Source organism: Roseibium sp. AS2, assembly GCF_038900065.1.
In the GTDB taxonomy this organism is placed as follows: Bacteria; Pseudomonadota; Alphaproteobacteria; order Rhizobiales; family Stappiaceae; genus Roseibium.
This window is the reverse complement of the sequence record NZ_JBBMQN010000003.1, coordinates 175,526-198,976: the sequence shown is the minus strand read 5'-3', so window position 1 is coordinate 198,976 and position 23,451 is coordinate 175,526. Positions and strand designations below refer to the sequence as shown.

Annotated in this window: 22 protein-coding genes; 9 read left to right on the top strand and 13 right to left on the bottom strand. The window is 63.3% G+C overall.

Translation table 11 applies throughout. The features are described 5' to 3' along the window. Positions 1-10: 10 nt before the first annotated feature. The 6 genes from WNZ15_RS09890 to WNZ15_RS09865 all read right to left on the bottom strand — a co-directional run bounded on the left by WNZ15_RS09890 (position 11) and on the right by WNZ15_RS09865 (position 6,196). Entirely contained in the window at positions 11-712 is a 702-nt protein-coding gene (locus WNZ15_RS09890) for a histidine phosphatase family protein (RefSeq protein ID WP_342892804.1), read from the bottom strand. Then, a complete protein-coding gene (locus WNZ15_RS09885) occupies positions 709-1,809 on the bottom strand; it encodes an HprK-related kinase B (protein ID WP_342892803.1) in 1,101 nt (366 codons plus the stop codon). The genes WNZ15_RS09890 and WNZ15_RS09885 overlap by 4 nt, the downstream gene beginning before the upstream one ends. Continuing rightward, positions 1,806-2,708 (bottom strand): GAK system ATP-grasp enzyme, encoded by a 903-nt coding sequence (locus tag WNZ15_RS09880; RefSeq protein WP_342892802.1) that lies wholly within the window; start codon positions 2,706-2,708, stop codon positions 1,806-1,808. The genes WNZ15_RS09885 and WNZ15_RS09880 overlap by 4 nt, the downstream gene beginning before the upstream one ends. After that, on the bottom strand, positions 2,701-4,347 hold the full coding sequence (locus WNZ15_RS09875) for a phosphotransferase (RefSeq protein WP_342892801.1): 1,647 nt from the start codon (positions 4,345-4,347) through the stop codon (positions 2,701-2,703). Before WNZ15_RS09875 ends, WNZ15_RS09880 begins: the two co-directional genes overlap by 8 nt. 180 nt (positions 4,348-4,527) lie before the next feature. Beyond that, the gene (locus WNZ15_RS09870) at positions 4,528-5,031 is read right to left on the bottom strand and encodes an NUDIX domain-containing protein (RefSeq protein WP_342892800.1); all 504 of its coding nucleotides are present in this window, start codon (positions 5,029-5,031) and stop codon (positions 4,528-4,530) included. A gap of 295 nt (positions 5,032-5,326) precedes the next feature. Continuing rightward, positions 5,327-6,196 carry a MurR/RpiR family transcriptional regulator gene (locus WNZ15_RS09865; RefSeq protein WP_342892799.1) on the bottom strand — a complete coding sequence of 290 codons (870 nt, stop codon included), beginning with the start codon at positions 6,194-6,196 and terminating at the stop codon, positions 5,327-5,329. A 215-nt stretch (positions 6,197-6,411) separates the two neighbouring features. On the opposite strand from WNZ15_RS09865, the gene WNZ15_RS09860 reads away from it, so the two are divergent. The 7 genes from WNZ15_RS09860 to WNZ15_RS09830 all read left to right on the top strand — a co-directional run bounded on the left by WNZ15_RS09860 (position 6,412) and on the right by WNZ15_RS09830 (position 14,828). Then, complete coding sequence (locus tag WNZ15_RS09860) at positions 6,412-7,197, top strand: N-formylglutamate amidohydrolase (RefSeq protein ID WP_342892798.1); 786 nt, start codon at positions 6,412-6,414, stop codon at positions 7,195-7,197. Further along, on the top strand, positions 7,190-7,786 hold the full coding sequence (locus tag WNZ15_RS09855) for a TRAP transporter small permease subunit (RefSeq protein ID WP_342892797.1): 597 nt from the start codon (positions 7,190-7,192) through the stop codon (positions 7,784-7,786). The genes WNZ15_RS09860 and WNZ15_RS09855 overlap by 8 nt, the downstream gene beginning before the upstream one ends. Beyond that, positions 7,786-9,126, top strand: coding sequence for a TRAP transporter large permease subunit (locus WNZ15_RS09850; RefSeq protein ID WP_342892796.1), 1,341 nt, complete (start codon positions 7,786-7,788; stop codon positions 9,124-9,126). The genes WNZ15_RS09855 and WNZ15_RS09850 overlap by 1 nt, the downstream gene beginning before the upstream one ends. Before the next feature lie 119 nt (positions 9,127-9,245). Next, positions 9,246-10,295: a TRAP transporter substrate-binding protein gene (locus WNZ15_RS09845; RefSeq protein ID WP_342892795.1), complete on the top strand. Its 1,050-nt coding sequence runs from the start codon at positions 9,246-9,248 to the stop codon at positions 10,293-10,295. Between the two features lie 85 nt (positions 10,296-10,380). Beyond that, a complete protein-coding gene (locus tag WNZ15_RS09840) occupies positions 10,381-11,748 on the top strand; it encodes a glutamine synthetase family protein (RefSeq protein WP_342892794.1) in 1,368 nt (455 codons plus the stop codon). Between the two features lie 221 nt (positions 11,749-11,969). Continuing rightward, positions 11,970-13,358 (top strand): aldehyde dehydrogenase family protein, encoded by a 1,389-nt coding sequence (locus WNZ15_RS09835; protein ID WP_342892793.1) that lies wholly within the window; start codon positions 11,970-11,972, stop codon positions 13,356-13,358. 306 nt (positions 13,359-13,664) lie between these two features. Next, the gene (locus tag WNZ15_RS09830; RefSeq protein ID WP_342892792.1) at positions 13,665-14,828 is read left to right on the top strand and encodes an iron-containing alcohol dehydrogenase; all 1,164 of its coding nucleotides are present in this window, start codon (positions 13,665-13,667) and stop codon (positions 14,826-14,828) included. Between the two features lie 77 nt (positions 14,829-14,905). Here WNZ15_RS09830 and WNZ15_RS09825 read toward each other — a convergent pair whose 3' ends face one another. Further along, complete coding sequence (locus tag WNZ15_RS09825) at positions 14,906-15,949, bottom strand: AraC family transcriptional regulator (RefSeq protein WP_342892791.1); 1,044 nt, start codon at positions 15,947-15,949, stop codon at positions 14,906-14,908. A gap of 135 nt (positions 15,950-16,084) precedes the next feature. Between WNZ15_RS09825 and WNZ15_RS09820 the strand changes: the two genes are divergently transcribed. Continuing rightward, on the top strand, positions 16,085-17,173 hold the full coding sequence (locus WNZ15_RS09820) for an alpha/beta fold hydrolase (RefSeq protein WP_342892790.1): 1,089 nt from the start codon (positions 16,085-16,087) through the stop codon (positions 17,171-17,173). A gap of 86 nt (positions 17,174-17,259) precedes the next feature. Here WNZ15_RS09820 and WNZ15_RS09815 read toward each other — a convergent pair whose 3' ends face one another. After that, complete coding sequence (locus tag WNZ15_RS09815) at positions 17,260-17,772, bottom strand: hypothetical protein (protein ID WP_342892789.1); 513 nt, start codon at positions 17,770-17,772, stop codon at positions 17,260-17,262. Positions 17,773-17,997: 225 nt separating this feature from the next. Between WNZ15_RS09815 and WNZ15_RS09810 the strand changes: the two genes are divergently transcribed. After that, positions 17,998-18,876 carry a PhzF family phenazine biosynthesis protein gene (locus WNZ15_RS09810; RefSeq protein WP_342892788.1) on the top strand — a complete coding sequence of 293 codons (879 nt, stop codon included), beginning with the start codon at positions 17,998-18,000 and terminating at the stop codon, positions 18,874-18,876. Between the two features lie 122 nt (positions 18,877-18,998). Here WNZ15_RS09810 and WNZ15_RS09805 read toward each other — a convergent pair whose 3' ends face one another. The 5 genes from WNZ15_RS09805 to WNZ15_RS09785 form a co-directional block, all read right to left on the bottom strand. Further along, on the bottom strand, positions 18,999-20,591 hold the full coding sequence (locus WNZ15_RS09805; protein ID WP_342892787.1) for a serine hydrolase domain-containing protein: 1,593 nt from the start codon (positions 20,589-20,591) through the stop codon (positions 18,999-19,001). Positions 20,592-20,664: 73 nt separating this feature from the next. Further along, on the bottom strand, positions 20,665-21,147 hold the full coding sequence (locus tag WNZ15_RS09800) for a hypothetical protein (protein ID WP_342892786.1): 483 nt from the start codon (positions 21,145-21,147) through the stop codon (positions 20,665-20,667). Positions 21,148-21,179: 32 nt separating this feature from the next. Further along, complete coding sequence (locus WNZ15_RS09795; protein WP_342892785.1) at positions 21,180-21,656, bottom strand: DUF6505 family protein; 477 nt, start codon at positions 21,654-21,656, stop codon at positions 21,180-21,182. A gap of 4 nt (positions 21,657-21,660) precedes the next feature. Beyond that, positions 21,661-22,362: a DUF4444 domain-containing protein gene (locus WNZ15_RS09790; RefSeq protein WP_342892784.1), complete on the bottom strand. Its 702-nt coding sequence runs from the start codon at positions 22,360-22,362 to the stop codon at positions 21,661-21,663. Then, the gene (locus WNZ15_RS09785) at positions 22,359-23,450 is read right to left on the bottom strand and encodes an Mrp/NBP35 family ATP-binding protein (RefSeq protein ID WP_342892783.1); all 1,092 of its coding nucleotides are present in this window, start codon (positions 23,448-23,450) and stop codon (positions 22,359-22,361) included. Before WNZ15_RS09785 ends, WNZ15_RS09790 begins: the two co-directional genes overlap by 4 nt. Position 23,451 lies beyond the last annotated feature (1 nt).

Sequence of the window (23,451 nt, the reverse complement as noted above, 5' to 3'; positions counted from 1 at the left end):
CTTGTTCCGGTCAGTCCAATGCGGTTTCCAGGGGGCGGCGCTCTTTCCAGGCACCACCAAAATGCGACCAGCCCGTCACGGGGCTGAATTTCAGCACCACCGGTCTGGCGTGGTGCATGCTGAGCTTGCGGATGTCGTCGAAGCCGAGCACGCCGAGGTCATGGGCGGCATGGCGGAATGCGGCACCGTGACCGACGTAAATCTGTGCGTTCGCGCCGGGGTCCGACGCGAGCGACGAGATCCTGTCGCGCAGGAACGTGGCCACCCGCCGGCCCGCATCCATCAGGCTTTCCGCGCCCTCTACCGGCAGCGTGTAGTGGCTGTTGGCCTTCCAGTCCTGCGGCGGTGACGCCAGGCGCGGGTCCTCGGCGAGAACCTGTTCGATCTCCGCGACGGTCATGTTGGCGAACGCACCGACGCTGCGTTCGGCGAGCGCCGCATCCTCCGTGACGCGCAGCCGCGCGCCGGTCTTTTCCGAGAACACCTGAGCCAGAAGCGTGGCCGTCTGCCAGGCCCTTTGCTGGCGGGAACAGAAGACTTCCGGAGAGACTTGCCAGCCGTGGTCCGCTGCGAGCGCCGACAGTTCGGCACCCGCCTCCCGCGCCTGTTCCCGGCCTTGCCCGGAAAGAGCGTACGGCTGCAGCGCGCTCGGTGTCTCCGGCTTCTGGAGGTAGTCCGCGTGGCGCACGAGGATCGCGAAACGATCGGTCACGACGTCTGTCCCAGCAGGTCCGCACCCGCATCGAACAAGGCGTCGAAATCGATGTGTCCCGTGACCTCCCACACCCTTACGCCGGACAAGGCGTCCAGATAGGCGTCGGTGTCCAACTGCGACCGGTCGGTCCAGAACGCGCCGTCGGCCGCCTGGAAGAACGGTCCCGGACTTTTCACGATCGCGGACAGAAGATCGGGCCGGCTGTTCAACTCGGTCTCCTTCACCTGGGTGGGCGCGGTGCTGTCCCGGGACCAGTTCAGCACCCAGAAATCGGTCAGTTGCGCGTCATGGGCAATCCGGCCGGGTCCGTAGATGTCGTCGATGAACAGGTCGTATTTCTCTTCAACGTGCCAGAGTTCGTCCGGTTCCATGTTGCGCAGCTCTTCCTCGCGTTCCTCGTCGAGGAGGCCGCTCAGGCGGGCATTGTTGACGATCGTGCCCGGATTGATGCGCGGCAGCTTCGGAATGCCGAGCGCATCCGTGCGGTTGCCCGCATTGCGCACGAGCAGGCGGTCGTTGGTGACATATTTCGTGCCGGCAATTTCCATCAGGCGCAGCATGGTGGTGGACTTGCCGCCGCCGGACAGGCCGGAAATGGCGAGCCCCCTGTCCGCCGTGCGTACCGCCGCCGCGTGGCAGGCGGACCAGCCCTGTCTTTGAAAGTGGTTGAGGATCTGGGTGTTGACGAAATTGATGACCTGGTTGGGATGGTCCCCGGTAGGTCCGAATGCGATCGCCCATGCCGGTGCCTGCACGAACTGGATCCCGGTGCGCACCTTCATCACAAGGCGTCCGTTCTCAAGATCGCAGATGGCGTCCTTGCGGCCGGACTTGCCCGGCTCCCTGGTCCAGTCGGCGTAGTCCACCTTGAACGGCAGTTCCGCGGTGCCCAGAACATGGACGGTCATGTGCGGGCTGCCGGGGGCGGAGATCACGTGCTGAAAATAGCGCAGCAGTTCGGCCAGCAATGCTTCGGACGTGCAGCGGACCTCGATCACGAAACCGCCGACGGTCAGGAAGACCGGATCGCATGTCCGGGTTTCCCGCTCCGGGGCAAGAGCGTCGACGACGTCCTGAACGGTGATGTCGGTCATGGGCGCACCTTCTCGATCACGTGTCTGGCATAAAGCGGTGCGGCGTCGATCGATGCGCCTTCCAATGCACCCTTGAAGCCGCCGAATGCGGAGACTTCGAAGACGATCGGGCCGGTGTCGGTCAGGCCGACATCGACGGTGGTGAAATCGAGGTCGAACGGGGCCTGGGCGTGCCGGGCAAGGTCGATCAGCGCGTCATCCGGCTCGAACGGCTCGTATTTGCCGCCATGCAGGATCGTGGTGTTCCAGCTGTCCGTCTGGGCCACGCGGGCGTATGTGCCCAGATACGCCCCGCCCAGAAACACCATGCCGAGATCGCGCCCGGACAGGTTGACCTTCTTCTGCAGATACATGACAGGATTGTCCGCCTTGAAGGCCGTGATCCTGTCCCTGAGCACCGTTGCACTCTCAGCGGCATCCCCGGTGGCATCCATCAGGGTCATGCCGCGCGCCTTGGTGGAGAACAGCGGCTTGAACACCGCGCTGCCGAACCGCAGAACCGCGGCAAGGGCCTGGTCAACGCTCTCGGTGACACAGGTGGCGGGCATCGGAATGCCCGCATTGGCCAGCGTGACCGTGCAGCTCAGCCGGTTGACCAGACCGAGAATGGACCGGGTGCCGGAGAAAATGCGGACACCGGCGGCTTCCGCCACGCGCAGCAGTTCCAGCCGGTCGAGGGTGGCCGGGCTGTAGTCCTGGCTGATCTTCTTGATCACCAGGCCATCGAGGCCGCACAGGTCAGTGTCCCCCGCCATCAGGGTCCGCGTTTCCAGGTCGAGCGCGACGTCGGCCATATCGATCACGCGGCGATAGCCGGTTTCCGCCTCAAGGGCGTCGGCAAGGATCTCGGTCGACCATTTTCCGGGAATGCCGATCACGCCGATTTTCAGATCAGTCAACGAAGAGCTCCTTCATCTGAAGCCGGAAACGGGCTTCGTCGCCGGGTGGGCAGGCAAGGACCTGTTCAATGAGGTAACGGCCCCGCAGCCACATGCGCCGGGCATGGGATTTGTCGAAAATGAAACGGGTGGAACTGGCGAAGGAGCGGGCAAGACCCAGGGCCAGGCGGAATTCGAAGGTGTCGTCGCCCTGTTTGCGCGCGAAGGCCCGGGTGGATTTATAGAAGGCCTGGGACACGTGCATGATGCGTCTGCGGGTTTCGTGATCAAGCACCTGAAGCCGGTAGTTCGACACCATGAAGACGGACACGTCCTGCACGTAGTCCATGTAGCGCGAGCGGTGCAGATCGATGAAATGGATCCGGTCCTCGCCGGGATCAAAGATGATGTTGTCGACGTTGAAGTCGCCGTGAATATAGACCGAGAACGGTGCCGGAACGGCCGCTTCGCGGACCGCGGCCTCCTCGATGAGCCTGTCCAGCGAGGGCAGCACTTCGCCGGCAAAACGGACCTTCCTGTCCCTGAACTCAGGATGCACCCGGCGCACTTCACCAAGCCGCCTGGCAAGCTGCTGCATGCTCGCCGCTTCCGCCGGCTCCTGGGTCCTGGTCTGTTTCCAGATGTCCTTCAGCGTCGCGGACAGGCGCGTGAGTGCCGTGTCGCAGAGGGCATCGGTCTCGTTCAGGACGATGTGCTCGAACGTCAGGCCGGGCAGGTGTTCGATCAGGAGCGCGGCGGACTGGTTGCGTTTCTGGTAGGACAGGATTTTCGGAGCAAGGCCGGGATAGATCGAGTGCCAGCTCTTCACGCCCTCGCGCTCTTCCTTCACCTTGCTCTTCTCGCCATCCTTGAACACGGCGGCGACGGTTTCGGTCTTCCTGTCCCGGATGGCGGAAATCGAGCTGCCCGACCGGGTTTCGGCGATGGTTTCCACGGTCAGGTCGCCGCCGGGGCCTTCCAGATCCGACATCAGGCCCCGCAGGGCGAAGTAGCGCTCGAAATTGACGGCCTGGCCGATATTGGCTGATATCAGTGCTTCGCTGATCGCTTTCAGCGAGTCGCCCATGCGCTGAATTTCGCTGGCGACCAGCAGGCTGTTGGCGATGTCGGCAGGCCGCGCGTCGGGATTGCGCATCTCTCTTGTGTAGAGCTTGAACAGCTTGCGGTAGTCGGCCTCGACCTTGTCCTGAATCTGGCCGATCTCGATCGCCTTTTCGCTGTCGCTCCCGACAAGGGCCTGTCCGATCCGGGCAACGCCCTGACGGACCCGCTTGACGATGGCCGGGTAGCGATCGGGCACGAGCGTCGCGAAGTCCTCGATCTTCTCCACATGACGCAGCGATTGCCGGGCCAGGCTGGACAGGCGCTGCAGGTCGTTGGCGACAAATTCCAGGCTGCGCAGGGTCAGATGCTTGCGGTTGTCCTTTTTCGCGTCCGTCATCTGGCGGACGCAGGCCGCCAGGATCCGTGTCTTCAGATTGTGGGCATAGCCGGCCCGGTCCATGATCCGGCGCGCGGTCGCGGCTGTCGGCGCCTTGAAGAAGGCCTCGAGCTGTGTCAGCTGGCCATCGATCTCCGCGCATAGGAAATGGAGGTTCTCCCGGATGGATTTAGGCACGTGAGAGCGTTGACCAGCCATGTTCAGCCTTTTGACCTGAGCGATGGTTTTCGGTTCAGGCCCATTTTGCAGGGGTGAGGCGAACCTGCAAAATGGGCCAGATACCGCATTTGCCCGATGCACCCGATCGCGTCGCGCACAGCGCCTCGCCGACTGAGCAGGTCAATCTCATCAAGAGATTTAATATGGCTGGTCAACGCTCTAGTCATCATGGGGTCCGAGATAGACTTCGGGCATCCGCGTACAGCCAAGTGGAAACAGTTTTGTGACATAGGCCGGACGCAACTGTTGAGAAGATTCAGCCGTGATCCAGTGCGTCGCGACCTGGTGCGGGTCCGGATGGTTGCCGAGGACCGGCGTATAGTCGTCCGGAACGCTGCACCCGAAGACAAAATCCAGCTGGTGCTGACGCTCGATGCCGCCGGATTTGACCCTATAGACCTCCGCGACATGAAGGAGGTCTTCGATCGTCACGTCAGCACCGATCTCCTCCCGGCATTCACGTTTCAGGCATTCGTGGAGGCTCTCCCCGGGATCCTGCTTGCCGCCCGGCAGCGTGTAGTAAAGCCCTTTTTCCGGATGGCGCTTTTCCTGAACCAGCAGGCGGTCTGCGCGCAGGATGAACGCGCGTGGCGTGGACCGGATGAAGGGACGGAACGCCCCGTGCGCTGCAGGGTCTCGTATCGGAATTGCACTTAGCTCCATTCCCGGCGGGGCACATGACCTAAAAGGCGTCGCGGTGGTGGGTGCGCCCGGTTCTCGAGTATAGGTGAGTCGTCGATGTCCAGCCAATGAATAGCCGGCTGAAGACGAGGTCTCGCTTGGACAATATCGGAGGTTTGCAGCGAAGAAGAGCCGCACCCACGTCGTACTCTTGACGCCGTCCCGGTCTTGAGCCGGGACCTCGCGGCAACAGCCAGAAGGACATGGTCCCGGCTCAGGGCCGGGACGGCGGAGCGCAGCGCGGCAGAATAGGCAAAACCGGGTCCATGACTTTCGCTCAGATATCCGGCCCGATGGTCCGCCCCTCGGTTGAAGGGTCGATGTCATTGCGCAGCTTTTCCAGGGCGCGCATGCGTTCCTGGGCGCGGCTCTGATTTTCACGGGTGACGCCGGCGATCAGCACTTCGGCGATCGCCATCAGCGCCAGCGAGGAATCCCAGGGGGAGGGCACGGCAACGCGTGCGGGCAGGACATAACTGGCGATCCGGCCGACCGGGGACATCCAGCTGTCGGTGACCAGGGCCACCGTGGCGCCCTGATTGGCGGCCGCTTCGGCGAACTGGATGATCTCGCCCTGGTAACGGCGGATATCGAAGACGACGACGACGTCCTTTGGGCCGATGCCGAGGAGCTGGTCGAGCCAGTTGCCTTGCTGGCCGGCCACATGGTTGACATTGGGCCGCACGATCCTGAGGTGGGCGGCCATGTAGCGCGCCAGCCCGTCCGTGAACCGGCCGCCGATCAGATGGATGGTCTTGCGTTCGTCGGCGAGAAGTCTGATCAGTCCGGTGAGTTCGCCCTTGGGCAGATGGGCGAAGGTCTCGCGCACGTTCTCCAGGAGCTGATCGACATGGGGGTCGCGATCCGGCGCGCCGACCATGTTGGCGCTGCGCGCGAGCGGCGAATTGAGCTGGTTTTCCAGTTCGCCGCGCAGCTTCTTCTGGAACTCCGCGAAACCGGGAAAACCGAGCCGTCCGACAAAGCGCAGGATCGTCGGCGAACTGACCCCGGCGGCCTCGGCGAATTGCGCGACGGTGCCCAGACCCTGCATCGGGTAGTTCGCCATCAGCGCGTGCGCGGCTTTCTTTTCCGTGGCGGTGAATTCGTCCAGACGGTCTCGGATATCTTCCAGAAGTGGGCGTTCCATGGGCACCGGCCTGTTTCTAGGCTGTAGTGACAAATTAACGAGTGTCATCGTTGGGATCAGGATCGTTAATTTGTCACTACAGCCTGGTCTGTTCGGCTGATTTTCATTTGACAGCCGATGCAATCTGCGTATCAAATATTACAGAACTTGGCAAAGTCGGCAATCCTGTAACAAACGTTACAAATGGCCGGAGACGGAATTCCAGGGAGCAGGATATGGTAACAGACCCCCGCACGGGAGGATCAGCACGGGCTGTCGCGGTTGAAAACGCGGACGGCACCGGTCCTTTCGTGCTTGTCTGCGACCACGCATCCAACTTCCTGCCGCCGCCCTATGACACCAGCCTGAACATCACCGAAGCCGACAAGAGTGCCCATATCGCCTGGGACCCGGGCGCGCTCGGGGTTGCGGCTGGACTGTCGAAGGCGCTGGATGCGCCGCTGGTTCACAGCACCGTGTCGCGGCTGATCATCGACTGCAACCGCGAGGAAAGCCGCGCCGATCTCATTCCGTGTCTCAGCGAGACCACGGCGATCGCCGGCAACCGGGATCTGCCGGCGGACGAGAAGACCTTCCGGCTCAATCTGGCGCACAGGCCGTTTCACCAGACGATCGACAAGCTGCTCGATCAGCGCAAGGACAAGGGCCTGCCGACCGCGGTCGTGTCGATCCATTCCTTCACGCCGGTCTACAAGGGCAAGGCGCGTCCCTGGGAAATCGGCCTGATCTATGAAAACGACCGCCGGCTGGCCGATCCGGTTCTGGCGGATCTTGCCGCCCGGGGTGATCTGACCGTCGGCGACAACGAACCCTATTCGCCGGCGGACGGCGTTTATTACACGATCCGCCGCCACGGCGAGTACCGGCAATTGCCCTGCCTGATGATCGAGATCCGCAACGACGAAATCAGCACGCCCGAAGAGGAAGCCCGCTGGAGCGCGTTGCTCGGCCCTGTTCTGGCGCGCGCGGCGCAGAGTGTTTCGGGAGGTGTCCGTGCTTAAGGCGGCTTGCCTCTATGTCCGGATCGTCGACGGCTTCAACCGGGGCCTCGGCAAGATGATCATGTGGGGCGTCTTCGTGATGGCCGCCATCCTGCTGTGGTCGTCCGTGTCCAAGACGTTCTTCAACCCGTCCCTGTGGACCCTGGAAGTCGCCCAGTTCGCCATGGTCGCCTATTATGTGCTGGGCGGACCCTACTCGATCCAGCTCGGCTCCAATGTGCGCATGGACCTGTTCTACGCGGAATGGAGCATTGAGAAAAAGGCCTGGTTCGATGCCTTCACCGTGCTTCTGCTGATCTTCTATCTGTGTGTCCTCCTCTATGGCGCGCTCAATTCGACCGCCTATTCGCTCGGCTACTTCGGCAAGGACTCGATCGGGTTCTGGTGGGACCTGGTTGTCACCTTCGTGACCGGCGGACCGGAAGCGGCCGGCGAAAAGCTCGGCTATATCGAGCGCAGTCCGACCGCCTGGCGGCCGTATCTGTGGCCGGTGAAATTCGTGATGGTTTTCGGGTTCTTCCTGATGCTGCTGCAGACCGTTTCGGAGCTTTTGAAAGACATCGCCCGGATCAAGGGAGTGACGCTCTGATGTCCTATGAGCTGATCGCGCTCCTGATGTTTTCCTCCATGATGCTGATGCTGCTGACAGGTCAGCGCGTCTTCGGCGCCATTGGCGGTATCGCTGCCATCGCCGCGCTGTGCCTGTGGGGCACGGGCGGTGGCGACATCCCGTTCTCGTCGGCGATGAAGCTGATGAAGTGGTATCCGCTGCTGACGTTGCCGATGTTCATCTTCATGGGCTACATCCTGTCGGAAACCAAGATCGCCGACGATCTCTACAAGATGTTCCATGTCTGGATGGGCCCGCTCAACGGGGGCCTGGCCATCGGCACCATCCTCCTGATGGTGCTGATCTCGGCCATGAACGGCCTGTCGGTCGCCGGCATGGCCATTGGCGCGACCATCGCGCTGCCGGAACTCCTGAAGCGAAAATACGACAAACGCATGGTTACGGGGGTGATCCAGGCCGGGTCCTCGCTCGGCATCCTGGTGCCGCCCTCCGTGGTGCTGGTGCTCTATGCGATGATCGCCCGGGCGCCGGTCGGCCAGCTCTGGCTCGCCGGGATCCTGCCGGGTCTGATGATGGCTGCCATGTTCGTGGTCTATATCGCGGTACGCTGCCGGATCCAGCCGGAACTCGGGCCGGCGCTGTCGCCGGAAGAGCGCGCGGCCTCCGGCGAGGACAGATACAAGCTGCTGCTCGCCGGCATTCTCCCGATCGTGATCTTCGCGGCCATGATGGTGCCGTTCGTGATGGGCTATACCAGCCTGGTGGAGGCGTCGGCGATCGGCGCGCTGACGGCACTGCTGGCGGCGGTCTTCAAGCGCCGCATGACCCTGGACATCCTGACCCTCTGCCTGAAGAACACGCTCGGCATTTCCTGCATGTTCATGTGGATCATTCTGGCCGCGCTGGGGTTCGGCGCGGTGTTCGACGGGCTTGGTGCCGTCAAGGCGATCGAGAACCTGTTCACGGAGCAGCTCGGCCTGTCGCCGTGGATGATCCTCATCCTGATGCAGCTGTCCTTCCTGGTGATGGGAACCTTTCTCGACGACACGGCGATGCTGGTGATTGTCGCGCCGCTCTATGTGCCGCTGGTCGGCTCGCTCGACCTGGGCATGCCCCGGGTTGACGTGCTGATCTGGTACGGCGTGCTCTACACGATCACCACGCAGATCGCCTACATGACGCCGCCGTTCGGCTACAATCTCTTTCTGATGCGGGCAATGGCGCCCAAGGACATCACCATGCGCGACATCTACGGCTCGATCACGCCGTTCGTGCTGGTGATGATCCTGGCCCTGGTGCTCGTGATGGTTTTTCCGCAGATCGCGCTCTGGCTGCCGGACCTGGTGTACGGCAGATAGGCGCGAACTGAGGGGACAAGAACAACATCCGGGTGAAACGGAGTTGGACCGCGGGAGTATCGAGAGCCGGAAAACGGCCGCACCGCTTGTGATGAAACTGGAACAAAGGGGAACTTGAGATGACGAACAGACGTGATTTTCTGAAAAAAGCCGGTCTCGGCACCGCCGCAGCCGCCGGAGCGACAACCCTTGCCGCCCCGGCCGTTCATGGCCAGTCGCAGATCAAATGGCGCCTGCAGACCTATGCCGGTCCGGCGCTTGCCGAGCATGTGATCAAGCCGCATATCGATGCCTTCAACAAGGCCGCCAACGGCGAGATGGTGATCGAGCTCTACACCGCCGACCAGCTGGTGCCGACGGGTGAATTGTTCCGCGCCATGCAGCAGGGCACCATCGATGCGGTGCAGTCGGATGACGACAGCATGGCGTCGCCGACCGACGTCACCGTGTTCGGCGGTTACTTCCCGTTCGCGTCCCGCTATTCCCTCGACGTGCCGGTGCTGTTCAACCAGTACGGCCTGAAGGAAATCTGGGAAGAGGAATATGCCAAGGTCGGTGTGAAGCACATTTCCGCCGGGTCCTGGGATCCGTGCCACTTCGCGACCAAGGACCCGATCCGCTCGCTGAAGGACCTGGAAGGCAAGCGCGTCTTCACCTTCCCGACAGCGGGCCGGTTCATGTCCCAGTTCGGTGTGGTGCCCGTTACCCTGCCGTGGGAAGACATCGAAGTTGCCGTGCAGACCGGTGAACTCGACGGCATCGCCTGGTCGGGCATCACGGAAGACTACACCGTCGGCTGGGCGGACGTGACCAACTACTTCCTGACCAACAATATCTCGGGCGCATGGGCGGGGTCGTTCTTCGCCAATCAGGAACGCTGGGACGAACTTCCGGACCACCTGAAGACCATGCTTCAGCTCGCCATGGACGCATCGCACTATTATCGCCAGTGGTGGTACTGGGGCGGTGAAGCCAATCTGCGTGTCGAGGGCACCAAGATGGAGCTGACCACCATTCCGGATGCCGAGTGGGCAACCGTCGAGGCGGCTGCCATGGCGTTCTGGGACGAGATCGCCGCGGAGTCGCCGGTCAAGGCGAAGGTCGTGGAGATCTTCAAGAAGTACAATCAGGACATGCAGAAGGCCGGACGCCCGTATCGCTACTCCTGATCGAAACCGGATCCGGTCCGGAGGGAAACCTCCGGACCGGGACCTTTGCAATGTTACCGAAACCGCCTGAAACGGACACGCATCAATGCCTGGCAACCTGACCTTCGACGCGCTGAAGTCGCTCGTTTCCACCGGAGAGATCGATACGGTGCTCGCCTGTATCGTCGACATGCAGGGGCGGTTGATGGGCAAGCGGTTCCATGCGCAGCATTTTGTCGACAGCGCCTTCAACGAGACCCATTGCTGCAATTATCTGCTGGCGACGGATCTGGAGATGTACACCGTCGAGGGCTACGCGGCGACGAGCTGGTCGGGCGGCTACGGCGATTATGTCATGAAGCCGGATCTGGCCACGTTGCGGCTGGTGCCGTGGCTGGACGGCACGGCCATGGTGATCTGCGACGTGCAGGACCACGACACCCACGCGGATGTGCCGCATTCCCCGCGCGCCATGCTGAAGGCCCAGGTGGCCCGGCTGGCCGAACGCGGCCTGACGCCGATCATGGCGACGGAACTCGAATTCTTCCTGTTCGAGAAGAGCTACGACGACATGCGCAAGGGCGGCTTCCGCGACCTGGAGCCGATCTCGGGCTACAACGAGGATTACCACATCCTGCAGACGACCAAGGAAGAGGACATCATGCGCCCGGTGCGCAACGATCTTTATGCCGCGGGCATTCCGGTCGAGAACACCAAGGGCGAGGCCGAGGCCGGGCAGGAAGAACTCAACATCAAATACGCGCCGGCGCTGGATACGGCCGAGTACCACACCATCGCCAAGCAGGCTGTCAAGGAAATCGCCTGGGCCAAGGGGCGTTCGGCGTCTTTCCTGGCCAAGTGGCGCCACGACAAGGTCGGCTCGTCCTCGCATGTGCACCAGTCCCTGTTTGACAAGGACGGCAACAATGTCTTTTGCGACGACAAGGCCGAGCTGGGCATGTCGGACACGATGCGCCACTATGTTGCCGGCCTGATCAAATACGCGCCGGACTACACCTATTTCCTGGCGCCCTACATCAACAGCTACAAGCGGTTCCAGAAGGGCACCTTCGCGCCGACCAAGACCGTCTGGTCCGTCGACAACCGCACCGCCGGGTTCCGCCTGTGCGGCGCAGGCACGAAGGGACTGCGGATCGAATGCCGTATCGGCGGCTCGGATCTCAATCCCTATCTGGCGCTCGCGGTGCAGATCGCCGCGGGTCTGAAGGGGATCGAAGAGAAGCTTCCGCTCGACCCGCCGGCAGCCGGCGATGTCTACGAGGCCAGGCGCGCCCGCGAAATTCCGCAGTCCCTGCGCGAAGCGCGTGAGACCCTGCGCAAGTCGAAATTCCTGCGCGAGGTCTTTTCCGATCAGGTGATCGACCACTACGCGCGCGCCGCGGAATGGGAGATCGAGGAATTCGACCGGGCGGTGACGGATTATGAAATTGCGCGCGGCTTCGAGCGGGCGTAAGGAAAATTGGAAGGACGCCACTCCGATCAGCCTCATCCTGAGGAGGGTCGCAAGGCCGGTCTCGAAGGATGGGCGGCACACTCGGAACGAGCGGCGCAGCCTTCGAGACAGCGCTGGCGCGCTTCCTCAGGATGAGGGATGCCCGGGGGGCGGGACTGCTACCAAGAGCCAACCACTTTGTCTGAAACCGCACGGGAAGATGCGGTTATGAAAGGTTCAAAATGTCTGATGTGATCAAGCTGATCTCGCCGATCGACGGATCGGTCTATGCCGAACGGCCGGCGCTCGACGAGGCGTCGGTCGACAAGGTGGTCTCGGTGGCGCGCAAGGCCCAGCCCGGATGGGCGGCGCTCGGTGTCGCCGAGCGGGTGGCCTATTGTGAAAAGGCGCTCGAAGCTCTCAAGGCCATGAATGACGAGGTGGTGACGGAACTGGCCTGGCAGATGGGCCGGCCGGTGCGTTACGGCGGCGAACTCGGCGGCACCATCGAGCGCACGGAATATTGCGCAAAGACCGCAGCCGACGCGCTGGCGGACATCGAGCGCACCGACAAGCCGGGCTTCAAGCGCTATCTGCGACGGGTGCCGCTCGGCATCGTCATGGTGATCGCGCCGTGGAACTACCCGTTCATGACCGCGATCAACACCATCATGCCGGCGCTGATGTCGGGCAATGTGGTGGTGCTCAAACATGCCGCACAGACCCTTCTGGTCGGCGAACGCCTCGCCAGGGCATTCGAGATCGCAGGCCTGCCGAAAGGGGTGTTCCAGAATATTGTCCTGACCCATGCCGGCACCGAGAAGCTGCTCGGCTCGGGGGCCATCGACCATGTCAACTTCACCGGTTCGGTCGGCGGCGGCCGGGCCATCGAAAAGGCGCTGGCGGGCACGTTTGCAACGCTTGGACTGGAGCTCGGCGGCAAGGATCCGGCCTATGTCCGCGCCGATGCCGACCTGGACTACGCGATCGAGAATCTCGTCGACGGGGCCTTCTTCAATGCCGGGCAGTGCTGCTGCGGCATCGAAAGGATCTATGTCCATGAAAGCCAATTCGACCGGTTCGTCGACGGCTTTGTCGACCTGACCAGTCAGTACAAGCTCGGCAATCCGCTGGACGAAGCCACGACGCTCGGTCCGATGGCCCAGTCCCGTTTCGCCGCCTGGGTGCGCGAACAGACCCGGGAAGCCCTGCGCAAGGGAGCGAAGGCGCATATCGATGTCTCGACATTCGAGGCGGACAAGGACGGCACGCCGTATCTCGCGCCGCAGGTGCTGACCGACGTCAATCACCAGATGTCGGTGATGCGCGAGGAAAGCTTCGGTCCGGTGGTCGGCATCATGAAGGTCAAGGACGACGAGGAGGCGCTGCAGTTCATGAACGACAGCCCCTACGGCCTGACCGCGTCGATCTGGACCGAGGACGTGCAAGCTGCAGCGGATATCGGCGACAAGGTCGAGACCGGGACCGTCTTCATGAACCGCTGCGACTATCTCGATCCAGCGCTGGTCTGGACCGGGGTCAAGGACACCGGCAAGGGCGCTGCCCTTTCCGAGATCGGCTTCCACAATCTGACCCGGCCGAAATCCTTCCACTTCCGTGTGGAGCATTGAGGCGAAGGTTACCTGAGCGAGTTTGACTGATGGTGCGAGCTGTTCGCTGAAACTTTTGATCTTGCTTCCCCTCTCCCCCCGTGCGGGGGAGATGTCTCCTTCAGGAGACAGAGGGGGGTGCCAGGCTCTCGGCAAACTCGGCACCGGGAAATGACGCACCGCCGATCACCCCCCTCTATCCGCGATGCGGACATCTCCCCCGCAAGGGGGGAGAGGGGAGCAAGTGGTGACGCTAAATAAGACAGCCGCTGTAATGAAATTGCGGCAATAGCAATAGAACCAGAGCTTCAAACCCACGAGACACACATGAGCGCACTTCCTTCCGTCAACTGGTCCTATCCGACCGCCATTCGTTTCGGTGCGGGCCGCATCGGTGAGTTGCCCAACGCGGTCAAGGCTGCCGGCATGGCCAATCCGCTTCTGGTCACCGATCCAGGCCTTGCGGGCTTGCCGATGGTGGCCGAGGCAATTGCCGCCCTGAAAGCGGCGGGCCTCAAGGCGGCCGTCTTTTCCGACGTCAAGCCGAACCCGGTCGACAGCAACATTTCAGCCGGCGTTGCCGCCTTCAAGGCAGGCGGCCATGACGGGGTGATTGCCTTCGGCGGCGGTTCGGGCCTCGATGCCGGCAAGCTGATCGCCTTCATGTCCGGCCAGAGCCGGTCGATCTGGGATTTCGAGGACATCGGCGACTGGTGGACCCGTGCGGACCCGGACGGCATCGCGCCGATCGTTGCCGTGCCGACCACGGCAGGCACAGGCTCGGAAGTCGGCCGTGCGGGCGTCGTCACCAATGAGGCGACCCACACCAAGAAGGTGATCTTTCATCCGAAGATGCTGCCCGCCACGGTCATCTGCGATCCGGAACTGACGGTCGGCATGCCGCGCTTCATCACGGTCGGCACCGGCATGGACGCGCTCGCCCATTGCCTGGAGGCTTACTCCGCGCCGATGTACCATCCGATGTCCGAAGGCATCGCGCTGGAAGGCATCCGCCTGGTGCTGGAAAACCTGCCGAAAGTGGTCGCCGATGGCACGAACCTGGAAGCGCGCGGCCATTTGATGAGCGCGGCTGCCATGGGAGCGGTCGCGTTCCAGAAGGGCCTGGGCGCGATCCATTCGCTGTCGCATCCGGTCGGCGCGCTTTACGACACCCATCACGGCATGACCAACGCCGTGTTCATGCCCTATGTGCTGCAGTTCAACAAACCGGCCATCGAGCAGAAGTTCGAGCGCCTTGCCGGGTTCCTGGGCATTTCCGGCGGTTATCAGGGCGTTCTGGATACCGTTCTGAAACTGCGCGAGGATCTGGACGTGCCGCATACGCTTGCGGGCCTGAAGGTCGATGACAGCAAACGCGACCTGATCGCGGAAATGGCCATCGTCGACCCGACCGCAGGCGGCAATCCGGTTCCGCTGACAAAGGACGGCGCGCTGGAAATCTTCGACAAGGCGCAAAGCGGCACGGTCTGACCGCCGCACCATGTGCCCATGATCAGTCCCGGCCAGGCACTGCCTGAGCCGGGATTTTCATTGTCCGGACCTCGGCGTCAGGGTGCGGAGCCGTTCGGCTCCCGCGCCGATTTCCGCCACGCATCCGGGCTCTGACCAGTAACGCGCTGGAACTCCTTGTTGAAGTTCGATTTGGTGGCAAAACCGGCCTCGTACATGGCCGCCGTGATGGTGGAATTCCCCTCACTCAGTATTCGGCAGACTTCGCCGATCCGGAAGGCGTTCACGTAGCGGGAGACGTTGCCACCGGTCGTGCGATTGATGGCGCCGGAAACCTGGCGTGCGGGCAGTCCGGCGCGCCGCGCCAGCCTTGAAAGGTTCAGATTTTCGTCCCGGTAGAGCTTCTCCTGCCGCATCAGCGCGTCGATGCGCCCGAAAATGTCGGCGTCTTCGGAGGTGGAGACGGGCTGCGCTGCAGCCGGTGTGCCGCGCAAACCGGACTCGCGTTCCTGGCCGCTGTGGCTGCGGGCGGCCACGGAAGCCGCAACTCCGATCAGAAGCAAGGTGAACAGGTTGGCGTTGCCGACAAGGATCACCGCGTTGTCTCCGCTGGTCCACTGGAAGTCCAGCAGGATCAGGATATCGAACAATGCCGACAGGAACAGACAGGCGGCGGCCAGGATCATGGCCCGGTAGGCCGATCCCGCGCTTTCCAGCCGGGCCAGGTCGAGACCGTCCGGGCCGGCAAGGGCCAGTTTCAGGAGCGCGAGGGCATATCCGATGAAGAGCGCGATGATCGCAATGTCGATCAGGATCGGCTGAACAAGAAACAGGACGACAATGACAAGCGCTGCGAGCGGCGCTGCGGCGAGCCGGATGCGGCTTGTTTGGGCTTCATCCACCAGACCCCGGAAACACTCGTAGATGAGCGGGGGCAGGGCGACGGCCAGGACGGGAAGGACAAAGCGCAGCTCGGCGATGCCGTAGCCCCAGCGCAGTCCGATGATAATCGACTGGAGCACGCACAGGCCGATCAGCATCAGGAACGGCGTCGTCGAAAGGGTGCCGTTGCTGCGCAGCAGATAGGCGAACAGCAGCGACAGCAGCAGGGCGAAGACGAAGGGCAGGGGGACGAAGATCAAGACGATGGATCCGAAACGCTGGTGAGCGGCACGTCCCCGATCGCGTTTGGGGAAGACTGGATCGCGATTCAGGACGCCCTTTGTGGAACGGTTAGCAAAAGTGCCCGCTCATCACCACCACTTGCGGGAGACATCATGAAAATCAAGGTCATTTTAGGGTCGCTGATCCTGTTTGCCGGACTGAGCGTTCAATCCCATGCCGGAGATCCAGGTGCGAGCAAAGGTGCCGGCGTCAGGGATATAAAGGTCACCTCGCCCGCGCGGGACCAGGATCTGGATGTGACGGTCTGGTATCCTGCCGCCGCCTCCGGCGACATCGTGCCGGTCGGCGCGGACAGGATTTTCCAGGGCACGGACGCGTTCGCGGACGCCCCGATGAGGCCGGGCACCTATCCGTTGGTCGTCTTCTCGCACGGGTCGGGTGCATCCATTCACAAGATGGCCTGGCTGGCCGGGAAGCTTGCCGGCAAGGGGTTCATCGTCGCAGGCCCCGATCACCCGGGCACCACAAGCGGGGACTCCACTCCGGAAGACACGCCGAAACTGTGGCAGCGCACCGATGATCTTTCAAACGTGATCTCGGCGCTGCTGGCCGATCCCGACTGGGGCAAGGTGATCGCGGCGGACAGGATCGGGGTTCTCGGGTTCTCGCTCGGAGGAGCGGCGGCGCTGGAACTTGCCGGTGCCCGTGCGGACCTCGAAGCCTATGCCCGCTATTGCGAGACCTATCCGGACATGGCGGATTGCGTGTGGTTCGCCGGCGGCAGGGGCTACCGGAACCGGGAAGCCATCGAGGTTGCCAAACTGGACCTGCGCTCGGTCGACAAGGCGCGGTTCGAACAATCCAATCTCGATCCGCGTGTCAGAGCCACCGTTCTTGTCGATCCGTCTCTGGTCCTGGCTTTCGACGAGGCAAGCCTTGCCGGTATCCGCAGTTCCCTGCATTTCATCAACCTGGGTGATCCGGAGACGGTCCCGGCGTCGGTGAAGGCGGACAGGCTGGCCGGACTGATGCCGCAAGCCACCCACAGCTGGATCAGGGATGCGGTGCATTTCAGCTTCTTGCCGGTCTGCGCGGACGGCGCCCATGAATTCATGCAGTTGGTCGGCGAGACCGACACGCTGTGTACGGATGGCAGCGACCGGACGCGTATAGAACTCCACGAGGAGCTGGAACGGAACGTGACGGACGCTTTCCAGCGGATGCTTGAGGCCGGGAACTGAAGACCGGACTACGCATGGATACGGACACCCGCCCGCAGGTGCTGCGGGCGGGTGTCCCGATGTGCCGTTCCGGATTGTCGGGGCTTTCAGCCGCTGGTCCGGCGCGCGATCAGTTCGAGACAGGCGACCAGGACGATGCCGTAGAGCACGTGCCCGACCAATGCGACCCAGGTGATGCCGCTGAAACCCAGAAAGAACGGCAGGCCGGCAACGGTCGTGATGCCGCCGATGGCGAAGACCCACAGGCCGAACCCGTAAATCGCGGCGGGCAGCAGCCAGTGTGTGCCGCCCACGACGCGCTGCCACAGCGGCGCGAAAATGAACATCCAGCCGACGGGATAACCGATCAGGCCGACTAGGTAGAAGTGGACGAAATAACCGGCAAAATCACTGGCGGGCAGGCCGAGGCTGCCGAGCAGACTGCGCGCGAGCCCGTGCGGGGACAGGGTGGCGAACCCGAGAGCGGGGCTGAGCACCTGGCCCCAGAGGTCGAAGGCGATGGTGGCAAAGAAGCCCGAAACGAACATCAGGCCGAGGGTGTTGAAATTGAGGGCCGGCACGCTGTGCGCCGATGGGACTGCGGAAGGGGTCGTATTCATGACGGCGTCTCCTGTCGAGGGAGTGAAACTGGCAACAGCCGATACTTGGGTTCGACCGCGATCACTTTAAAATAAAATGGATCCCCGTTTTCCTGACGAGTTTGTGAGGGCAAATTTACCAGCGCCTGGGCGTTCCCGGTCCCCCGGAAAATACCGCGCCGGTGTTGCCCCAAATTCTGTTGCGTGCTCGGATGCGCGGCAATGCATCTGTCTGTGAGTTCCATAATGGAGACTTTACCCGTCCGCCTTTACGCAGCGTTCGCCGCCGACGAGACCGGCGGCAACATGAGCGCCGCGGTTTTCGAGGACATGCCGCTCTGGCCGGCGGCACGCCGGCGGATTGCCGCCGATCTGGGCGCGCCGGTGACCGGGTTCGTTCGTCAGCTGGCTGGTGACAGGTTCGAGACAAAATTCCTGTCTCCGTTCTCGGAATTCGACATGAGCGGCCACGGCGCCGTGGCCGTGTTCAGCGCCCTCAGGGATGATGGCCGGATCGGACCTGGAGCCTTTGTACTGGAAACGGTGTCGGGGGAGATTGCGGTGGACGTGGCGCCGGAAGGGTCCATAGCCCTCCGCCAGCCGCTGCCGGACTTCACCACGAGCGCGCCGGGCAGCGCGGAGCTGGCATCGCTACTGGGGGTGACGGCAAGCGCCGTGGTGAAGGTGTCGGCCGTATCATTGGGGCATCGGCTGATCTTCGTGCAATTGGCCGATCCGGAGGCCCTTGCGGCGATCCATCCGGAGACCGCAGCCCTTGACGGCTATTGCCGGGCGCGGTCAGTCGACGGGATCGGCGTGTGGTGGTCCGCCTTTTCCGGGCTTGGCAAGATGAAGATCCGTCTGCGTGCTTTCCGGAGAGGTGCCGCCGGTTTCGGGGAAACAGCCGGGGACACCACCAGCGCCGCACTCGCCTGCACACTCTTCCGGTCGCACAGTCTTCTGCCCGGTGCGGGTGGCCAGGCGGTGCTGGTTGCCGAACAGGGGGCCGAACTGGGCCGGCCCAGCATCGTGCGGACGGTTCTGAATACGCTTGAGGGTGAAATCACCGGCGTATCGGTCGGCGGCTATGCGGCTCTGCGGATGACCGGGGAGGTTGTTGTCTAACCGGCACATGGTTGCGGCTCCCGGGTGCGCCACCCACCCCTTTTGGGGCCGCGGAAGCGGAACCCCGGGAAGAGGCTTGTCTTGACGATAGGCCTCTTGGCCGCTGTGAACACGGACCGTTTCTAGACCCGGGTGAAAGTCGCCGGTTCTTCGCCGAAGAGTTCAATCTCCACGGTTTCGGCAGGGCCGGCCGGTCCGCCGAAGGTTATCGTCGAGCGGGAGCCGGAGGGAGCGTTTTCCGTGACGAAATCGAACACCATCACCGGGCCGTCGAAGGGCAGGAGAAGAAACTCCATCGGTTTCGGCCCGGCTGCGAGGGTCAGCCCGCGCGGACTTGTCCCGACCTCGATACGGCCGAAATAGGGGTGCGTGTAAACGCCGACGGCCCGGTTTGCGGCGGGTGGCGGGGCGGCGTTTTCCGGCGGGGTCATGCCGACGGTGCGGCCACGCTTCTCGAAGAACCCGGCAAAGATCCTGCTGTAACCGGCATACCAGTCCCGGGTCTCGTGGCCGAACTGGGTAAGATCGGTAAAGCTGGCGGCGATGGACTCGGCTGCGCCGACAGGGGCGGCATTGGTCAGGACCACGATACCGAGATCGAGCGAGGGAATGAGCGTGAAGCAGGTGCCGGCCCCCAGCACAAAGGCGCCGGAATGGCTGAGCTTGGTCCGCCCGGAGGGGTCGGTACCGACGTTGAAGCCGTAGCCGTAAAAGCCTGGGCGGGAGTCCTGGTTTCGCGGCGGACTGGAGACACTCTGCGGGCTGACCGCCGGCAGCAGCGCGGCCGGTGAAAGCCATTCGGTGCCCTCATGGTTGCCGTCCGCCAGGATCATCTTCATCCAGATGGCGAGATCGTTGACGGTGGAGCTGACGCCGCCGGCGGGAGACTGGGCGTCCGGTTCGCGCTGGAACAGCGGCGAGAAGCCATCACCTGAACGTGCATGGGGCACCGCCCTGTTGGCGGCGGCCATGTAATCCTTGAAGCGGGAACTGGTCGAAGCCATGCCGAGGGGACGGTAGATCGCCTCTTCGGAAAGACTTGCCCAGTCGGTCCCGGCCGCCCGGGCGACCGCTTCGGCCGCGGCGGTCATGCCGAAGTTGGTGTAGGCATGGCTTATGCGGAAAGGCGACAGCGGCAGCAGACGCAGCCGTTCCAGAACGGTCTGGCGGTTGAAGCCGAGGTCCTCGAGGTCGTCGCCGGCGTGCGCGGGGAGACCCGAGCGGTGGCTGTAGAGGTCGGCCACGGTCAGCACCTTGCTGCGCGCGGGATCGGCAAGTTCGAACCAGGGCAGGAGATCCTTCATCCGGCTCTGCCAGGAGACCCGCTCCAGCGTTACCTGCCGCGCAATCACGCTCGCCCCGACCGGCTTCGACAGGGAGGCGAGCTGGAACACCGTGTCCGGGGTGACGGGCTCCGGCAAGCCGATCTTCCGCTCCCCGAACCCCTTGGCGTAGACGGTGCGTCCCTCATGGACCACCGCCACCGCAGCACCCGGGATCTTGCTGCGGCTCATGAGCTCCTTGACGATCCGGTCGAGCTCGCCGACAGCCATGTCGATCTGCCCGGGAGGCACAGGGACGCCCGGCGTTTCGGCGGGCGGCAGGTCCTGGGCGAAGGCGGTAAGGGGATATGCGCCCAGGGCCGCGGTGGCCACGCCCAGAAAAAGCCGGCGGGACAGGACACCGGCGTCTCCGGCGTAAGTCTTGAAGGTCATGTGCTCCGTGTTCCTTTTCAGCTTGTCGTTCCCGCGACATCGGTTTCAGCACGGAAGTCGGCGGAATTCACGTTCATTTTGCGGCTGTCTGGGGGCTGCGGGAAGCCCTGATGCAATAGTAAGATGCCGCGACAGCGACCGGCAGGGCGAAGATCCAGGTGTCCCAGGACAAGAAGATCACCTGGAATTTTTCCCAGAAGGGATGGGTTCTTGCCCACAGGTTATCACCCAAGAAAGTGTCGGTCATGGCCACGATGACGGCGGCGACGAGCGGGGCGAGACCAGCGAAGGCCAGCGGGAAGCGCGTGATCCAGCCATTGAAAACAAAGGCGATGCCGGCCGCGATCAGCAACAGGGGCAGGCTGATCGCAAGTCCGACGGTGAAAGCCAGCATCAGCGAACCGACAATTACTTCGAGAAAGACGCCGGGCTCATCGACCAGTCTGGAAAGCGTGAAATATTCAGGGGAGGTTGCCAGGAACTGCCTCATCGGCAGGAAGACCATGCCCGCGGACAGCAGGCCCAAAAACCATGATAGGAGCAGCCGTCTCACCATTTCGCGCGTTCCCGGAATCACTTGCCGACAGCCTAATCCATATCCCCATGCACGGCGACCATGTCCAGTTCGGCTTCCGGTGCCGCGATTGTCCTGAAACTCTCCCTGACGCCATCCTCGCTCAGATCCCGCTGAACCGCGATCAGCGTGTTCTCCGGATGCTCTTCGCAAAGCTCGGCCATGTAGCGCAGTTCTTCCTCGGCCACACTCCGTGCGGCCTCGACAGAGGGGGCGCCGTAGATGTCGACGAAATGCTGCGCCAGAGCGCCGGCCAGGCTTGAAAATTCCGCCTCCTCGATCGGCGTCACGGCCACGAAGGTCACCCGGCCGAAGGTTTCCAGACCCAGCCAGCCGTTGGCGAAGGCCTGCCGGGCCTTGCCGGTCAGATCGGCGTCGGTCCAGTCGGAGAATTCAAAACCGCCGGACAGGCACCATTCGCCAGTGCGGGCCGGCGAAAAGAAAACGTTTCGGTCGCTGTCGTCCAGGTGAATGGCGCGGGCGAGTTTCATGCGATCATGCCTCCAGGCGGGTCGAGAGCGGGATCAAGGTGGTGTCGCCGTCCTGCCTCAGCAGCATGCCGAAGTTCTCGTCGACACCGACAAAGGTGCCCCTGTTGCCGTCGATCTCGACCGGTTCGCCCATGTCACGCGCCAGCGCGCGCCAGGTATCGTGGACGGGTCTCGGTCCCTCGTCGAGCCAGCGGTTGATCCAGTAAAGGCTGTGCCGCACCCAGGCTTCCAGAAGCTGCCCCGCCGAGATGTCTGCGCAGCCTTCCTCCGACAGAAAGGTCCGGTCCGGATCGGCGCCGGGATTGTCCTTCGGGCTCTCCATGTCCAGTTCGAGCCCGATGACCAGCCAGTCCGGTTCCACTTGCGGTATCGCGGTGGAAGCCTTCGCGCGCAATCTGCCGCAGGCCGCGCCGTTGACCCTGATGCCGCCGTCCCAATCCAGATGGACGGCGACTTCCGGCGGGGCGAGCGCCCCGAGCGCCGCCTGAAGACCAAGGCCGCAGACGGGCAGGGCGGCCATGGCCTCTTCCAGAGGTTTTTCGGGGGCGAAGATGACGCTGGCCTTCAGTTGCGGACCGGACAGATTATAGACGACAGTGCCCGCGTCGGTGCCCGAGATGGCGAGGGCAATCGCTCGGTCGAACGGGTCGGCCGGGCCTTTCAGCGGTTCTCCCGTGAACAGCGGCGGGAACTGGAGCGCGCTCATGCGTTGCCTCCCGCCACCAGGTCCCGGGCAATCTGGCGGAAGACACTGGCCTCCGGCGCGTCGGGGGACTGGATCGCGATCGGTGTGCCGCTGTCGCCCGAAAGACGGATGTTCAGATGCAGCGGCACCTCCGCCAGCAGGGGAACACCCAGTTTTTCCGCTTCCGCCGCGACACCGCCATGGCCGAAGACATGTTCCTCGTGGCCGCAGTTGGAGCAGATGTGGGTCGACATGTTCTCGATCATGCCGATGATCGGCACCTGCATCTGCTGGAACATGCTGATGCCCTTGCGCGCGTCCAGCAGCGCCACGTCCTGGGGCGTGGAGACGATGATCGCCCCGTCGACGATAAACTTCTGGCCGAGCGTCATCTGCACGTCGCCGGTGCCCGGCGGCAGGTCGACGATGAGCACATCCAGCTTGCCCCATTGCACCTGGGCCATCATCTGCTGCAAGGCGCCCATCAGCATCGGGCCGCGCCAGACGACCGCCTCGTCGCCGGAGGTCATCAGGCCGATGGAAATGACGGTGACGCCGTGATTGCGCAGCGGCAGGATCATCTGGCCGTCGGGGGAGGTCGGCCGTCCGCTGACACCGAGCATCTTTGGCTGGGAGGGGCCATAGACATCCGCGTCCAGCAGGCCGACCTTGCGGCCCTCGGCGGCAAGCGCGCAGGCGAGATTGGCGGCCACCGTCGACTTGCCGACGCCGCCCTTGCCCGAGGCGATGGCGAGGACCCGGTCGATGCCCGGCACCTTCTGGGGGCCGGACGTGCCCGGAGGCGCAGGTCTGGGCTTGATGGGTTGCGGTTCGGCGGGCTTTGCTGGCGGTGCGGGCTGTTCTGCGTGGGCGGTCAGGACGACCTGAACGCTGTCGCAGTCCGGCAGCGCCTTCAGCCTTTCCTCGGCATCCGCGGCCAGCGCCTCCATTTCGGTTGCGCGGGCACCGTCGATCTCCAGCACGAAACGGATGGCGCCGCCATTCACCTGCAGCGCCCGCATCATGCCGGATGCCACGACGGATTCGTCCGTCGCCGGATCGACGACGGATTTCAGTGTTTCCAGTACACTCTCGCGCGTCAGCGACACG

Bases quoted from the DNA above. Each gene is read 5' to 3' on its own strand.
- WNZ15_RS09885 (WP_342892803.1), bottom strand. From the start codon at position 1,809: ATGACCGACATCACCGTTCAGGACGTCGTCGACGCTCTTGCCCCGGAG.
- WNZ15_RS09875 (WP_342892801.1), bottom strand. From the start codon at position 4,347: ATGGCTGGTCAACGCTCTCACGTGCCTAAATCCATCCGGGAGAACCTC.
- WNZ15_RS09870 (WP_342892800.1), bottom strand. From the start codon at position 5,031: ATGGAGCTAAGTGCAATTCCGATACGAGACCCTGCAGCGCACGGGGCG.
- WNZ15_RS09865 (WP_342892799.1), bottom strand. From the start codon at position 6,196: ATGGAACGCCCACTTCTGGAAGATATCCGAGACCGTCTGGACGAATTC.
- WNZ15_RS09860 (WP_342892798.1), top strand. From the start codon at position 6,412: ATGGTAACAGACCCCCGCACGGGAGGATCAGCACGGGCTGTCGCGGTT.
- WNZ15_RS09850 (WP_342892796.1), top strand. From the start codon at position 7,786: ATGTCCTATGAGCTGATCGCGCTCCTGATGTTTTCCTCCATGATGCTG.
- WNZ15_RS09845 (WP_342892795.1), top strand. From the start codon at position 9,246: ATGACGAACAGACGTGATTTTCTGAAAAAAGCCGGTCTCGGCACCGCC.
- WNZ15_RS09840 (WP_342892794.1), top strand. From the start codon at position 10,381: ATGCCTGGCAACCTGACCTTCGACGCGCTGAAGTCGCTCGTTTCCACC.
- WNZ15_RS09835 (WP_342892793.1), top strand. From the start codon at position 11,970: ATGTCTGATGTGATCAAGCTGATCTCGCCGATCGACGGATCGGTCTAT.
- WNZ15_RS09830 (WP_342892792.1), top strand. From the start codon at position 13,665: ATGAGCGCACTTCCTTCCGTCAACTGGTCCTATCCGACCGCCATTCGT.
- WNZ15_RS09820 (WP_342892790.1), top strand. From the start codon at position 16,085: ATGAAAATCAAGGTCATTTTAGGGTCGCTGATCCTGTTTGCCGGACTG.
- WNZ15_RS09815 (WP_342892789.1), bottom strand. From the start codon at position 17,772: ATGAATACGACCCCTTCCGCAGTCCCATCGGCGCACAGCGTGCCGGCC.
- WNZ15_RS09810 (WP_342892788.1), top strand. From the start codon at position 17,998: ATGGAGACTTTACCCGTCCGCCTTTACGCAGCGTTCGCCGCCGACGAG.
- WNZ15_RS09805 (WP_342892787.1), bottom strand. From the start codon at position 20,591: ATGACCTTCAAGACTTACGCCGGAGACGCCGGTGTCCTGTCCCGCCGG.
- WNZ15_RS09800 (WP_342892786.1), bottom strand. From the start codon at position 21,147: ATGGTGAGACGGCTGCTCCTATCATGGTTTTTGGGCCTGCTGTCCGCG.
- WNZ15_RS09795 (WP_342892785.1), bottom strand. From the start codon at position 21,656: ATGAAACTCGCCCGCGCCATTCACCTGGACGACAGCGACCGAAACGTT.
- WNZ15_RS09790 (WP_342892784.1), bottom strand. From the start codon at position 22,362: ATGAGCGCGCTCCAGTTCCCGCCGCTGTTCACGGGAGAACCGCTGAAA.